Source organism: Paenarthrobacter sp. JL.01a (genome assembly GCF_025452095.1).
GTDB lineage: Bacteria > Actinomycetota > Actinomycetes > Actinomycetales > Micrococcaceae > Arthrobacter.
The window spans coordinates 781,443-795,016 of record NZ_CP104877.1 but is presented as its reverse complement, the minus strand read 5'-3'; the positions used below and the strand labels follow the sequence as shown (position 1 = coordinate 795,016).

13 protein-coding genes are annotated in these 13,574 nt (G+C 62.6%); 10 read left to right on the top strand and 3 right to left on the bottom strand.

Annotation, left to right across the window (positions count from 1 at the left end; all coding sequences use genetic code 11):
* Positions 1-269 precede the first annotated feature (269 nt).
* The 3 genes from N5P29_RS03860 to N5P29_RS03850 are packed head-to-tail and all read left to right on the top strand — an operon-like array spanning position 270 to position 3,209.
* Positions 270-1,418 carry a glutathione-independent formaldehyde dehydrogenase gene (locus tag N5P29_RS03860; protein WP_262277346.1) on the top strand — a complete coding sequence of 383 codons (1,149 nt, stop codon included), beginning with the start codon at positions 270-272 and terminating at the stop codon, positions 1,416-1,418.
* A 48-nt stretch (positions 1,419-1,466) separates the two neighbouring features.
* Positions 1,467-2,615, top strand: coding sequence for a zinc-dependent alcohol dehydrogenase (locus N5P29_RS03855; protein WP_262277345.1), 1,149 nt, complete (start codon positions 1,467-1,469; stop codon positions 2,613-2,615).
* Between the two features lie 12 nt (positions 2,616-2,627).
* The gene (locus N5P29_RS03850) at positions 2,628-3,209 is read left to right on the top strand and encodes a hypothetical protein (protein ID WP_262277344.1); all 582 of its coding nucleotides are present in this window, start codon (positions 2,628-2,630) and stop codon (positions 3,207-3,209) included.
* Positions 3,210-3,282: 73 nt separating this feature from the next.
* On the opposite strand, the gene N5P29_RS03845 is transcribed toward N5P29_RS03850, so the two are convergent.
* Together N5P29_RS03845 and N5P29_RS03840 are read right to left on the bottom strand one after the other, a co-directional pair.
* A complete protein-coding gene (locus N5P29_RS03845; RefSeq protein ID WP_262277343.1) occupies positions 3,283-3,924 on the bottom strand; it encodes a DUF1345 domain-containing protein in 642 nt (213 codons plus the stop codon).
* A gap of 20 nt (positions 3,925-3,944) precedes the next feature.
* Positions 3,945-5,003 carry a LacI family DNA-binding transcriptional regulator gene (locus tag N5P29_RS03840; protein ID WP_262277342.1) on the bottom strand — a complete coding sequence of 353 codons (1,059 nt, stop codon included), beginning with the start codon at positions 5,001-5,003 and terminating at the stop codon, positions 3,945-3,947.
* 339 nt (positions 5,004-5,342) lie between these two features.
* Here N5P29_RS03840 and N5P29_RS03835 point away from each other — a divergent pair, with 339 nt between their 5' ends.
* Genes N5P29_RS03835 through N5P29_RS03805 form a run of 7 tightly spaced genes read left to right on the top strand, consistent with a single transcriptional unit; the run spans position 5,343 to position 12,556 of the window.
* Entirely contained in the window at positions 5,343-6,503 is a 1,161-nt protein-coding gene (locus N5P29_RS03835) for a substrate-binding domain-containing protein (protein ID WP_262277341.1), read from the top strand.
* A gap of 55 nt (positions 6,504-6,558) precedes the next feature.
* The gene (locus N5P29_RS03830; protein ID WP_262277340.1) at positions 6,559-8,067 is read left to right on the top strand and encodes a sugar ABC transporter ATP-binding protein; all 1,509 of its coding nucleotides are present in this window, start codon (positions 6,559-6,561) and stop codon (positions 8,065-8,067) included.
* Positions 8,068-8,070: 3 nt separating this feature from the next.
* The gene (locus N5P29_RS03825) at positions 8,071-9,057 is read left to right on the top strand and encodes an ABC transporter permease (RefSeq protein ID WP_262277339.1); all 987 of its coding nucleotides are present in this window, start codon (positions 8,071-8,073) and stop codon (positions 9,055-9,057) included.
* Positions 9,058-9,063: 6 nt separating this feature from the next.
* Entirely contained in the window at positions 9,064-10,218 is a 1,155-nt protein-coding gene (locus tag N5P29_RS03820) for a Gfo/Idh/MocA family protein (RefSeq protein ID WP_262277338.1), read from the top strand.
* The gene (locus N5P29_RS03815; RefSeq protein WP_262277337.1) at positions 10,215-11,030 is read left to right on the top strand and encodes a sugar phosphate isomerase/epimerase family protein; all 816 of its coding nucleotides are present in this window, start codon (positions 10,215-10,217) and stop codon (positions 11,028-11,030) included. Before N5P29_RS03820 ends, N5P29_RS03815 begins: the two co-directional genes overlap by 4 nt.
* A gap of 30 nt (positions 11,031-11,060) precedes the next feature.
* Complete coding sequence (locus N5P29_RS03810; RefSeq protein ID WP_262277336.1) at positions 11,061-12,233, top strand: levoglucosan dehydrogenase; 1,173 nt, start codon at positions 11,061-11,063, stop codon at positions 12,231-12,233.
* Positions 12,233-12,556: a putative quinol monooxygenase gene (locus N5P29_RS03805; protein ID WP_262277335.1), complete on the top strand. Its 324-nt coding sequence runs from the start codon at positions 12,233-12,235 to the stop codon at positions 12,554-12,556. The genes N5P29_RS03810 and N5P29_RS03805 overlap by 1 nt, the downstream gene beginning before the upstream one ends.
* A gap of 88 nt (positions 12,557-12,644) precedes the next feature.
* Here N5P29_RS03805 and N5P29_RS03800 read toward each other — a convergent pair whose 3' ends face one another.
* Positions 12,645-13,484, bottom strand: coding sequence for an aldo/keto reductase (locus N5P29_RS03800; RefSeq protein ID WP_262277334.1), 840 nt, complete (start codon positions 13,482-13,484; stop codon positions 12,645-12,647).
* Positions 13,485-13,574: the final 90 nt, after the last annotated feature.

The window sequence follows — 13,574 nt, the reverse complement described above, 5'->3', positions numbered from 1 at the left end:
TAAGTATGCTTAGCATTGGTCATGCAGCATCGCTATTGCTGACGGACCGGCAGTTCGTCCCCGGACAACCTGCCGGCTGAAAGCCTCAGGCCCTCCGAGCATTCAGGCGGATCACAGGACCCATCCTGCATTTCCAAGTTCCTCGCTGGTTCATCACCGGTATCCAGGTGATCCCTCGCGCCACCATCACAGGTTCCAGACACCCGGCGCTCTCGAGCCGCGCCCGCAATACGTGGTGAATCGGCATGGGCAGAAGAAAAGAGTGGAAGATGAAGGCAGTAGTTTACAAAGGACCGAACGATGTCAGCGTCGAGGAAATCCCCGATGCCAAGATCGAACACCCGGCCGACGTACTGGTAAGAATCACCTCAGCGAACATTTGCGGTTCGGACCTACACATGTATGAGGGCCGGACGAGCTTTGAACCGGGGCGTTCCTTCGGACACGAGAACCTCGGGGAGGTGGTGGAGGTCGGCCCCGCGGTGAGCAAAGTCAAAGTAGGCGAGCGCGTGGTCCTGCCCTTCAACGTCGCCTGCGGCTTCTGCAAGAACTGCGAGCGGGGCTTCACCAACTACTGCCTGACGATGCAGCCCGAGCCAAAGCTTGCAGGCGCTGCCTACGGCTTCGCGGACATGGGCCCGTACCAGGGCGGTCAAGCAGAGTACCTCAGGGTTCCATATGGCGACTTCAACTGCCTGCGGTTGGGTGAGGACGCCGTCGAGAAGGAGCTCGACTACGTCATGCTGGCGGACATCTTCCCCACGGGGTGGCACGCTACCGAGATGGCCGGCGTCTACCCGGGCGACTCCGTGGTCATCTACGGTGGTGGCCCGGTGGGACTCATGGCCGCCTACTCCGCCGTCATCAAGGGCGCGGGCAAAGTCATGGTGGTGGACCGCCACAAGGACCGGCTGAAGCTGGCCGAACAGATCGGCGCCATTCCCGTCAATGACGCCGAAGTGGATCCCGTGGAATTCGTCAAGGACCAGACCATGGGCTTTGGCGCAGACCGCGGCTGCGAATGCGTTGGCTACCAGGCCCACGATCCCGAAGGCAACGAACACCCCAACCAAACCCTGAACAGGCTGGTGGACTCCGTCCGCTTCGTGGGTGGCATCGGCGTGGTGGGCGTTTTCCTGCCGCAGGATCCGGGCTCCCCGGACGAACTCGAGAAGCAGGGCCAGCTCGCTTTCGACTACGGAAACTTCTGGTTCAAAGGCCAGACAATGGGCTCCGGCCAGTGTCCGGTCAAGAAGTACAACCGCGCACTCCGCGACCTCGTCGCCGGCGGAAAGGCCAGCCCTTCCTTCATCGTCAGCCACGAGTTGAGCCTCGATGAGGCGCCCACGGGCTACAAGAACTTCGACAGCCGCGAGGACGGCTGGACGAAGGTCGTCCTGCACCCGGCCGGAGCTTGAGAGGGATCTTCCCATGTCACAACCAACCAGAAACAGGACGGGGTACTGATGAAGGCAATGGTTTACCGCGGCCCCTACAAAGTCAGGGTCGAAGAGAAGGACATACCAAAAATCGAGCATCCGAACGATGCGATCGTCAAGGTCAGCGCGGGCGCCATATGCGGCTCCGACCTGCACCTGTACCACGGCATGATGCCGGACACCCGGGTTGGCATGACCTTCGGCCACGAGTTCGTGGGCACAGTTCACGAGGTGGGCTCTTCCGTGCAAAACCTCTCGGTGGGCGACCGCGTCATGGTGCCGTTCAACGTGTACTGCGGCTCCTGCTATTTCTGCTCGCGCGGCCTCTACTCGAACTGCCACAACGTGAATCCGAATGCGACGGCGGTGGGCGGCATTTACGGCTACTCACACACTTGCGGCGGTTACGACGGCGGTCAGGCAGAGTTCGTGCGGGTTCCGTTCGCGGACGTGGGGCCTTCAAAGATCCCCGACTGGCTGGAGGAAGAGGATGCGGTGTTGCTCACCGACGCCCTGCCGACCGGCTACTTCGGCGCCCAGCTTGGGGACATCGTGGAAGGCGACACCGTGGTGGTGTTCGGCGCCGGCCCTGTGGGGCTGTTTGCCGCAAAGTCGTCGTGGCTGATGGGTGCCGGTCGCGTGATCGTGATTGACCACCTGGAATACAGGCTGGAGAAGGCACGCAGCTTCGCCCACGCCGAGACGTACAACTTTGCCGAGTACGGCGACATTGTGGTCCACCTCAAGAAGGAAACCGACTTCCTGGGTGCCGACGTCGTTATTGACGCCGTCGGGGCCGAAGCTGACGGAAACTTCCTGCAGCACGTCACCAGCAGCAAGTTCAAACTGCAGGGCGGTTCGCCCATCGCACTGAACTGGGCCATCGACTCAGTGCGGAAGGGTGGGACCGTGTCCGTGGTGGGCGCCTACGGTCCGATCTTCAGCGCCGTGAAGTTCGGCGACGCCATGAACAAGGGCCTGACTTTGCGCATGAACCAATGCCCGGTCAAGCGGCAATGGCCAAGGCTCTTCGAGCACATCCGGAACGGGTACCTGAAACCAAGTGACATCGTCACCCACCGGATTCCGCTTGAACACATCGCCGAGGGGTACCACATGTTCTCCGCCAAGCTGGACAACATCATCAAACCGCTCGTTATCGCCGGCCAGTCCTGAAGGGAGCACACCTTGACTAAAACAGCCACGCCTTATGTCGCCGAGAAGACTGGCGAAAGAGAGTCCGCAGAGAGTTTGCGGGCCCGGATTCCGGGGTGGGGTGCCGATCTCGACCCGGCCGACCGCCCCTCCTACCCCCGCGAGCAACCCGGCATCGAAACCGGCGCACACTGGGACTTCCCGGAACGCCAGCCAGAGAAGTGGCCCAGGGAACGGTCGGTGGAACACGCCTTCCTGCCTCCCGTCTTTGGAACCTCCACTCCTCCGGCCGGGGTCTCGGGCGTCATCCGGAAGTACGCGTACAAGTACAGTGAGGGCCGGGCTGCCCACTGGCTGCTGCTGGTAGCAGCAGACAGAGTGGACGCCTGGGAGCACCACCTCCGTTCGTTCGCCACGCTGCATCCGGACAACCCCATCACGGAGACGGGCGTACTCAGCGAGTTCTCCCGTGGAGGTGTCCGTTCCCGGGTGGGACAAAAGCGCACCGACCTCAGCCACCAGTGGATGGATCCGATCATCGTCGGTGGCCCGTGGGCGCTGGCGGCGGGCGGCCTCGCCGTCGTCGTCCTCCGCGGACTGCGGAAGCGCAGGTGACCCTGACGGATCCCCGCTCTGACTAACGGCAACATGGGCTACCGGCAAGGCGTTGCTGGTAGCCCCTGTTGCGTCATCCTTGGGCGAGGTTGGTGACCGCGTTAAGGGATACCGCGATCAGGACCGTACCGAAAAAGTACGACAAGAGAGCGTGGGGAAGAGCTTTGCGCCGGACCTCGGTGCTGCCTGTCTCGACTTCGGGAGGAGCGTAAGTCATACCCACCGTAAAGGCGAAGTACGCGAAGTCACTGTAGGCAGGTTCCCTCCCCCGTTTGTCGTCGAAGCCGCCACCGTCGCGGTCGACATAGTACAGGCGGGCGTACTTCAAGGCATAGACCGTGTTGACCAGCGCCCAGGCGACAAAGGTGCCGAGCACCCCGAGGATCACCAGAGCCGCCGAAGCCACGTCACCGTCCTGGTTTCCCGACTGGAACAACGCAACTCCCACCGCAGCGATACTCACCAGGCAGGCTGTGATGACTGCATTGTCGGTCAACCGGGAGGCAGATTCCTCACGGGCAACCCGCTCCGTCCCTGCCGGATCCTGCTGCCAACTGATCCGCCATGCCCAGGCCAGCGCAATGATGCCGGCCGTGCACCAGACAACCAAGGGCGCAAGGGCGGGGGCCAGGGCGAGCCCGGCTGCTGCGCCGGCCACGACCCCGAATCCCACGCAGACGAGGGCGCGGCGGGCTGAGAGGATCCGACCGTTCATTTACGCTCCTCGGATGGTTCCTACGAGGCTACGCGCCTTGAGCTCCCACGCACAACAAGTGTGGGTGCGATTGGAGTGCGGTCAACTTCCCTTCCTTCCATGGCACCCAGGAGCACCTCCATGCTCATGAGCGCCAGGGCCGTAAAGTCCTGGCGCACAGTGGTCAGCGGAGGCAGGAAATAGTCCGAACCCTCAATGTCGTCGAAGCCGACCACACTTACGTCCTCGGGGACCCGGATGCCGTTCTCGGTGAACGCCCGGATCAGGCCCAGCGCGGTGTGGTCACTCGCCGCGAAAACCGCCTGGGGAATTCTGTTCTCCCGGACGAGGTCAAGGCCGGTTTCGTAGGCCCAGCGCGGGCTCCAATCTCCCTCCAGGCAAAGTCCCTGCGGAAGTCCGGCGTCACGCAATGCAGCTTCCCAGCCGCTCTTGCGCACCCGCCCGTCGAACCAATCCATGGAGCCGGCCAGATGGGCGATGTCGGTGTGTCCCAGGTCTATGAGGTGCCCGGTGGCGAGCCGGGCTCCGAGCTCCTGGTCTTCCGAATAGGTGAAGACCTTCGGAGTTGATGATGCTCCGGCTGCGATCATCTCGACCGGGACCCGGCAGGTGGCATTCCAGACCGCCGATGCCATATCGACCATGGGTGCGACGACGATGATTCCCCCGACACCGGTGTCATCCAAGGTGTCCAGGGCGGCCTGCACGGATTCTTCATAGGGCTGCTCGACACTGATAACAGTGGTGGCGTAGCCCTTCTTCCGCGCGACGGTTTCAAGGGCCATGAGCGTCCCGACCGGGCCAAACCGCGGGGAGCCGTCGGAGAGCAGCCCGATGGACGTCGACCGGTTGGTGACCAGCGCCGTTGCTGCGCGGTTCCTGCGGTACCCGATGTCCTTGATGGCCTGCAGGACGCGTTCGCGGGTAGCGGCACTGACGTCGGGGGCGTTGTTCAGGACCCGCGAGACGGTGCCGAAGGACACACCGGCGATTTCCGCGACGTCGTTGATGGTCGGCTTCCGCCGCAATGTGGCTCCTGCTTGCCCGTGGGCTCCATGTGGACCCGTTATGCCTGACACGCTCTCTCCTGTCTTTGCACCGTCCAACCGGGCCGATGCGTACCAATACTACGTGCGAAGGCCTCCTCCGGTTACTAGAAAGCCGGAAGGACGTGATGTTTGACACTATTCACCGTAAACGTTTACGATCGGTTCCGTAAACGTTCACGGAGATTCCGTTAGCGATTACGGTCACTCTTCACCACGGATGAAGCGGGCCACTCCCCGCAGGCTCTTCGGCGTCCACCATCGACAGTTCGGCCGAGGAGGGTCTGCCCTTCGCCGGCTCCAGCAGCGCTGGAACCCGCCCCTCCACCACCACATCCCCAATAACCATCCACCCATAAGCACTGGAGAACAATGATGATCCGCAGGCTTCCCCTCGTGGCTTTGGCCGCCGTCCTGTCACTTTCCGTCGCCTCGTGCAGCAGTTCGGCAGCGACAACCTCGAATGCGCCGGACGCCGGAGTGTCCGAAAAAGCCCAGCAGGCCCTCGAAAAGATCAAGGGGCAGGTCCTCAGCAAGGGACCCAATGGCGAGACGCCCTCACCGGCATCCGTCGCGGACCTGACGCCGGAAGAGATCGAAAAGGTCAAGGCACTGAACGCCAAGGCCGCCATCGTGATGCACTACGGTGGCAACGACTGGGCAACAGCGCAGGTCAACGGGCTCAAGAGTGAATTCGAGAAGCTCGGCATCAAGGTCATCGCCACAACGGACGCCAACTTCAAGCCGGACAAGCAGGTGTCGGACATCGAGACCGTCATGACGCAGAACCCGAATGTCCTCGTCTCCATCCCCACGGATCCTGTGGCCACCGCCTCGGCCTACAAGAAAGCCGCAGCTGCCGGCGCCAAGCTCGTCTTCATGGACAACGTCCCGCAGGGACTGACTCCCGGGACGGACTACGTCTCGGTCGTATCCGCTGACAACTATGGCAACGGCGTCGTTTCTGCCCACCAGATGGCCAAGGCACTGGGCGGCAAAGGCAAGATCGGCCTGGTGTTCCACCAAGCCGACTTCTTCGTGACCAAGCAGCGCCATGAAGGATTCAAGGACACCATCACCAAGGAATACCCGGACATCCAGATCGTGGAGGAAAAGGGCATCGCAGGCCCCGACTTCGCCGGGGACGCACAGGCTGCAGCCAACGCCATGATCAGCAAGTACCCCGACCTCGCCGGCATCTGGGCCGTGTGGGACGTTCCGGCAGAAGGCGTCATGGCGGCAGCACGCGCCGCTGGACGGCAGGACCTGAAAATCGCCACCGAGGACCTCGGTAAGAATGTGGCGATTGCCCTGGCCAAGGACGAACTCGTCGTCGGCCTCGGCGCCCAGGTTCCGTTTGACCAGGGCGTCACCGAAGCCCGCCTTGCCGCAGGAGCACTTATCGGCAAGCAGGCCCCTCCGTACGTCGCGCTGAGCGCACTGCCGGTTGACCACGCGAACGTCCTTGATGCCTGGAAGCAGGTCTACCACGAGGACGCACCCAAGGACATCCAGGACTCCTACAAGAAGTAGCCAGACCCTACGGTGCGGGGGACCTCTCTCCCGCACCGCGCCGAAAGGGCGGGAAATGAACACCGCAGACAATGTCGTCGAGATGCGCTCGATATCCAAGGCCTTCAACGGCGTGTCCGTCCTGAAGGATGTCGGCTTCGATGTCCGCAAAGGCGAGGTGCACGCGCTGGCAGGCGGCAACGGGGCCGGCAAGTCCACCCTCATGAAAATCCTGCAGGGCGTCTACCAGGCGGACGCAGGCGAAATCCTCATCGCCGGCAAACCCGCCGCCATCAACTCGATCCAGGATGCCAAGTCCGCTGGAATCGGAATGGTCTTCCAGGAATTCAGCCTGGTACCCAGCCTGACCGTTGCGCAGAACATCTTCCTCGGCACTGAGCCGCTCGGGCGGGGCGGTCTCATCGATGACCGCGCCGCTGTGCGACGGGCCAACGAAGTCTTTGCGGAGATGGAAGTGGACGTCGACGCCGGCGCGCAGGTCTCGCGGTTGGGCACCGCCTACTGGCAACTGACAGAGATCGCCAAAGCCCTGTCGCAGAACGCCCAGGTGCTGATCATGGACGAGCCCACGGCAAGTTTGGCCCGGCATGAATCCGAAGCGCTTTTTGAGCTCATAGACCGGCTCAAGCAGCGTGGAATCTCGATCATCTACATCTCCCACCGCATGGACGAGGTGTACAGGCTCGCTGACCGGATCACCATCCTCCGGGACGGAAAGCACCTGCTTACCAAGCCACTGACCGGGGTCACGCCTGAACAGATCGTCGAAGGTATCGTCGGCAAGAAGGTCGACGGCGAACTCTCCTATCGCGCGCGGAACACCATCCGCCACGATGACGAGCCGCTGCTGGAGGTACGCGGACTGAACGCGGGACAACGGGTCCGGGACGTGTCGTTTGCCCTGCGGCCCGGCGAGATCCTCGGTTTGGCCGGGCTCATGGGCAGCGGACGGACAGAGCTCGCCCGCGCACTTTTCGGCATCGACAAACCGGACAGCGGCCAGGTCCTCATCCGCGGCAGGAAAGTTGCCCTCGCATCACCGCAGCAAGCCATCGACGCCGGCATCGCCCTCGTCCCGGAGGACCGTCGGGCACAAGGGCTGGTCCTGGAGCACTCGGTCCAGGACAACCTGCTGCTTCCGCTGCTGAAGAACATCCAGCGCGGCCCCCTTCTGGACGGTGCCAAGGGCAATGAATTGTCCACATCGCTGATCAAGAGATTCGCAGTGAAAGTCGCGCATCCGCATCGCCCCGTTCGTCTGCTCTCCGGCGGCAACCAACAAAAGGTGGTTATCGCCAAATGGCTGGGGACCAATCCCGACATCCTCATCCTCGACGAGCCAACCGCCGGCGTCGACATCGGTACCAAGAGCGAGATCCTCGACATGATCCGTGAGCTGGCAAGCGACGGCAAGGCCATCATCGTCATTTCTTCCGAATATCCCGAACTACTCGCGGTCAGCGACCGCGTCCTCGTCCTCAAGGACGGCTCCATCATCCGCGACATCCCCCGCAGCGACATCGCTGACGAGGAATATCTTCAACTTGCAGTCCAGGGAGTCTGAACAGTGAGCAAGACAAACACCATCGCGCCACGGGAGACCGGGGCACCCCGCAATGTCAGCGCCATTCTCAAGGACCTCGACTGGCGACGCTACGTCATCTACATCGGCTTCGTCGTCGTCTTCCTGATCTTCGCGGTCCTGCTGCGCGACCAGGGATTCCTGTCGCCCAACAACCTCTTGAACATCTTCCGGCAGACGGCCACCATCACTGTCATCGCTGTGGGCATGACCTACGTGATCGCCTGCGCCGAGATCGACCTGAGCGTGGGATCCGTAGCGGGCCTCTCCAGCGTCTGCACCGCGATGGCCCTCTCGCAATGGGGACTGGTGCCGGGCATTCTCGCAGGTTTGGCCGTGGGTCTGGTGGTCGGATCGGTCAACGGCGCGCTGGTCAGCCTCCTCGGAATCCCATCGTTCCTGGTGACACTGGGCATGCTCGGAATTGCCGTGGGCGTCGCGCAGTGGATCACGGCTTCGGCACCCCAACCCATCCTGAACGACACGTTCAACACACTGTTCGGTTCCGGCAACTTCGGTCCCATCCCCGGCCTGGTGGTCTGGAGCGGCATCTTTGTGGCCATCGGCGCCGTCGTCTTGAACCGCACCCGCTTCGGCCGCCAGGTCCTGGCCACCGGTGGCAACCGCAACGCCTCCGAGTTCACTGGAATCAACACCAAGCGCATCAAATTCCAGGTGCTGCTGATCTCGGGCATGGTAGCCAGCGTTGCCGGAATGCTCTACGCAGGCCGCCTCCAGTCGGGACGGTTCCAGTGGGGTGCAGGCGATGAACTCTCGGCCATCGCGGCAGTCATTCTGGGCAGTACCAGTCTCTTCGGCGGTTTCGGCTCCATCATCGGAACTCTCTTCGGCGCCCTCCTGATCGGCCTGATCAACAACGGACTGATCCTGGCAGGCCTGGACAGCAGCCAGCAGCAGGTGGTCCGCGGCGCGATCATCATCCTGGCTGTCGCCCTCGCCCGGAAGAAGTGACCGGGCATGACGTTTACACCACGCGCAGGCATCATCGGCACGGGGTTCATGGGTGCAGTACACTTTCACGCCGTCCGCGCGGCTGGAGGCACCATCAGTGCCATTGCCGGCAGCAGCCGGGCCAGTGCTGAAGCCGCCGTCACTCGCTTTGGTGCGCTCGCCCCAGCCGATTCCGCGGAATCACTGATCGCACGGGACGATGTGGACGTTGTCCATATCTGCACTCCCAACGCCACGCACGCGGGTCTGGCGCGCCTGGCCATCGCGGCAGGCAAGGCAGTGGTGTGCGAGAAACCCTTGGCCACCAGCGTCGAGGATGCCAAGGAACTGACATCCCTCGCGGAACAGGCCAACGTCGTGACCGGTGTCCCCTTCGTCTACCGGTTCTATCCGGCGGTCCGTGAGGCCAGGGACCGTATCCTCAACGGGGACGCGGGCAGCCTCTGGATGCTCCACGGGTCCTACCTGCAGGACTGGCTGGCAGGTGCGACGGCAACGAACTGGAGGGTCGACTCCACGCTCGGAGGAGCATCAAGGGCGTTCGGTGACATCGGCGTTCACTGGTGCGACCTGATGGAGTTCACCACAGGACACCGCATCACCCGGCTCATGGCCAACACCAGCCGGGCCCACGAGAAACGTGAAACCCACGGCCATTTCTCGCAGGTGTCAACGGAGGACGGGGCAACACTGATCTTCGAGACCGACAACGGGGCCACCGGCTCGTTGGTGGTGAGCCAGGTCAGCCCAGGGAGGAAGAACCGTCTGTGGTTCTCCTTCGATGGCACGGATGCATCCTTTAGCTTCAACCAGGAAACACCGGACACCCTGCACATCGGGCGCGTCGATTCCACCTCACACATTGCCGTGGGCCCGCAGACCCTTTCCACACAGGGCGGCCGGCGTTACGCCACGCTCCCCGCGGGGCACCCACAGGGGTACCAGGACAGCTTCAATGCCTTCATCTCCGACACCTACGCAGCCGTCCGTGGCCAGGCGCCCGAAGGTCTGCCCGGCTTCCGCGACGGTCTCCGGGCAGCCGTCCTGACCGAAGCAGTAGTCGCCTCCGCGGCACGGCAGTCATGGGTCGACGTTCCCACCTCTGACGGCCCCTCCGAATTCCACACGTCTTACCCGGCAGCTGAAAGGCAAATGCAATGAAACTTGGCTACTGTTCCATCACCTGGGGCGGCGTGGTCGGCCACCCCCAAGGCGTGACGAGCGTCAAGGACCTTTTCTACCTGACCCACGGCCCCATGCACGACGCGGTAGGTGACATTGCCGCCGTCGGATATCAGGGTGTGGAGATGTTCGACGGAAACCTGGCCGAATACGCCGACAAGCCCGAAGAGCTCAAAGGGATCCTCAGCAGCAACGGAGTCGAGCTGACGAGCGTGTATACAGGCGCCAACTTCATCTACGCCGACATCCTTCCGGACGAGATGCACCGGATCCACCGCGCGGCGGAACTGGCGGCAAGTTTCGGAGCGGAGCGGCTCGTGGTTGGAGGCGGCGCACGGCGGGCTGCCGGCACCACCGAGCAGGACTACTACCTCCTGGGCCATGCTCTTGACCGGGTCACGGACATCGCGGAGAGCTTCGGCCTGTCGGCGAGCTACCACCCCCACCTGAGCACCATCGTGGAGAGCCCGGACGAACTGGACAAGCTCATGCCGCTGACCAGGATCGGTTTCTGCCCCGACACCGCGCACCTCGCGGCAGGCGGAGCAGATCCGGCAGCGGTGATCCGCAAGTACTCCGACCGGATCCAGCACGTCCACCTCAAGGACTTCCGGCAGGACCCCTTTGCCTTCCTCCCCCTGGGCGAAGGTGACCTCGACTTTCCCGACATCATCGCTGCGATCCGCGAAAGCGGCTACGACAGCTGGCTGATGGTCGAGCTCGACAATTACGACGGCGACCCCGGCGAAGCAGCCAAAATCAGCAAAAAATACCTCGAGACACTCCTCTAAGAAAAGCTTCACGGAAGGACCACGATCTATATGCAAAACCTCAATGTCGGCCTCATCGGCGGCGGCTTCATGGGCAAAGCCCACTCCCTTGCCTATGCCGCAATGCCCATGTTCTTCTGGCCTGCCCCGGCACTGCCGGTCCGCAAGGTCATCGCGGAGGCCAATCCCGAACTGGCCGCAGAAGCCGCCCGGCGCTTCGGTTTCGAAAATTCGACGTCGGACTGGCGGTCCATCATCGACGACCCCGACATCCACGTCGTCGACATCGCAACACCCAACCACCTGCACGCCGAAATCGCCATTGCCGCCGCCGAAGCGGGCAAGCACATCATCTGCGAGAAGCCACTCGCCCGCACCGGCGAAGAGTCCAAGGCCATGTACGACGCCGTCAAGGACAAGGACCTCGTCCACATGGTGGCCTTCAACTACCGGCGCACCCCCGCCGTGGCACTGGCCAAGAAATACATCGAAGAAGGCGCAATCGGCCAAATCCTCAACTTCCGGGGAACCTATCTCCAGGATTGGAGCGCCGACCCGAACTCCCCATTGTCATGGCGTTTCCAGAAATCCATCGCAGGCTCCGGCGCCCTGGGTGACATCGCCACGCACGTCATCGACATGGCGCGGTACCTCGTGGGTGAGTTCAGTGCCGTCAACGCAGTCCTTTCGACGTGGATCCCGGAGCGCCCGCTCCAGACTGGTGGCGCGGATGCGCTCGGCAGTGTACGCGGCGGAGAGGGCCCGCGGGGCGATGTCGATGTCGATGACGAAGTGATGACCATGATCCGCTTCGCAAACGGTGCCGTGGGATCCGTCGAAGCAACACGCAACGCACACGGCAGGAACAACTACATCACTTTCGAAATCCACGGAACCGAAGGCAGCATCGTCTTCAACTACGAACGCCGCGACGAGCTTCAGGTCTGCTTCGCGGCGGACCAGGCTGACCGACGAGGCTTCCGGACCGTCTACACCGGCCCGTCGCACCCGTACGGAGACGGCCTGTGGCCCATTCCTGCCCTGGGCATCGGGTACGGAGAGACGAAGATCATCGAAGCCTATGACTTCTTCAAAGCCATCGCGGAAGGCGGCAGCGTCAACCCCAACTTCGCCGACGGCTACCAAGTCGCCCTCATCGACGACGCGATCGTCGAGTCCGCGGCCAAAGAGTCGTGGGTTGAGGTTCCCCAAATAACCGCTTGATGACCGAGGAAATGCCCACCATCAAAAAGCCGGCAGAAGTGTGGCTCATGCCGGTGTTCAGGGCCAAGGAAGGCTGTGAAAGCCAACTGCGGAGCGTGCTCGGCTCGCTCCAAGCCGAGAGCCGGAAGGACGCCGGATGCCTGGAGTACACCGTCTTCGCGGATGAGCAGCAGCCCGGCACCTTCGTCATGTTTGAAGGCTGGGCCCTTCAGGAGGACCTCGACGCCCACAACCAGCAACAGCATGTCAAGGACTTCGTGGAGGCAGTGAAGCCGTTGCTGGAGGTGCCCTTCCGGGTGACCATGCTGGAACCGTTGGACTGATTCAGTACGCGGCCACCCGCCGTCGGGCGTTAAACGCTGGTGCCCCGCTCCCATGATGGGAGCGGGGCACTTGGCATTGGTTCAGACTTTAGGCGAAGTCGGAGACTGCCGGGTCCGGGCCGATACGGCCTTCGGCACCACGGTCAAGGTTGTTGATGGCCTCGATGTCGGTGTCATCCAGCGTGACGTCAAGTGCCGCGAAGTTCTCCTGGATGCGGGACTCCGTGACGGACTTGGGGATCACGACGTTGCCGATGGCCAGGTGCCAGGCGATGACAACCTGCGCCGGAGTCGCACCGTGCTTGGCGGCGATTTCCGAGATCGTTGCGCTCTCGAGGAGCTCGCCACCTTGGCCCAGCGGGGACCAGGCCTGCGTGAGGATGCCCTTGGAGGCGTTGAACTCGCGCAGTTCAGCCTGGTTGAAGAAGGGGTGCAGCTCCACCTGGTTGATGGCCGGAACGACGCCGGTTTCATCGATAATGTGCTGCAGGCCTTCCTTGGTGAAGTTGGAGACGCCGATGGACTTGACCCGGCCGCGCTTCTTCAGCTCAATGAGGGCCTTCCAGGTGTCGACGTACTTCTCCTGCTTGGGCTGCTGCCAGTGGATCAGGTAGAGGTCCAAGGTCTCCAGGCCGAGGCGGTCGATGGACTTCTCAAAGGCCTCGAGCGTGGATTCGTAGCCCTGGTCCGCATTCCACAGCTTGGTGGTGATGAAGATTTCCTCGGCGGAGAGGCCGGAGGAGGCGATGGCACGGCCGACGCCGGCCTCGTTGCCGTAGATCTTGGCGGTATCGATGTGGCGGAACCCGGCGTCGAAAGCCTGGCGCACCACCTTTTCGGCTACATCGTCTTCAACCTGCCATACCCCGTAGCCGAGCTGGGGGATGGTGTTGCCGTCATTGAAAGTAAGTTCTGGTGACGAAGTCATGGTTGTATCCTGCCAGCCCTACCGCGGAGTTTCACCAGATTATGACGAAGATCAGCTATCCGCTTAACTTCTTGCATGCAGGGAATACGG

Bases quoted from the DNA above. Each gene is read 5' to 3' on its own strand.
- N5P29_RS03860 (WP_262277346.1), top strand. From the start codon at position 270: ATGAAGGCAGTAGTTTACAAAGGACCGAACGATGTCAGCGTCGAGGAA.
- N5P29_RS03855 (WP_262277345.1), top strand. From the start codon at position 1,467: ATGAAGGCAATGGTTTACCGCGGCCCCTACAAAGTCAGGGTCGAAGAG.
- N5P29_RS03845 (WP_262277343.1), bottom strand. From the start codon at position 3,924: ATGAACGGTCGGATCCTCTCAGCCCGCCGCGCCCTCGTCTGCGTGGGA.
- N5P29_RS03835 (WP_262277341.1), top strand. From the start codon at position 5,343: ATGATGATCCGCAGGCTTCCCCTCGTGGCTTTGGCCGCCGTCCTGTCA.
- N5P29_RS03830 (WP_262277340.1), top strand. From the start codon at position 6,559: ATGAACACCGCAGACAATGTCGTCGAGATGCGCTCGATATCCAAGGCC.
- N5P29_RS03820 (WP_262277338.1), top strand. From the start codon at position 9,064: ATGACGTTTACACCACGCGCAGGCATCATCGGCACGGGGTTCATGGGT.
- N5P29_RS03815 (WP_262277337.1), top strand. From the start codon at position 10,215: ATGAAACTTGGCTACTGTTCCATCACCTGGGGCGGCGTGGTCGGCCAC.
- N5P29_RS03810 (WP_262277336.1), top strand. From the start codon at position 11,061: ATGCAAAACCTCAATGTCGGCCTCATCGGCGGCGGCTTCATGGGCAAA.
- N5P29_RS03805 (WP_262277335.1), top strand. From the start codon at position 12,233: ATGACCGAGGAAATGCCCACCATCAAAAAGCCGGCAGAAGTGTGGCTC.
- N5P29_RS03800 (WP_262277334.1), bottom strand. From the start codon at position 13,484: ATGACTTCGTCACCAGAACTTACTTTCAATGACGGCAACACCATCCCC.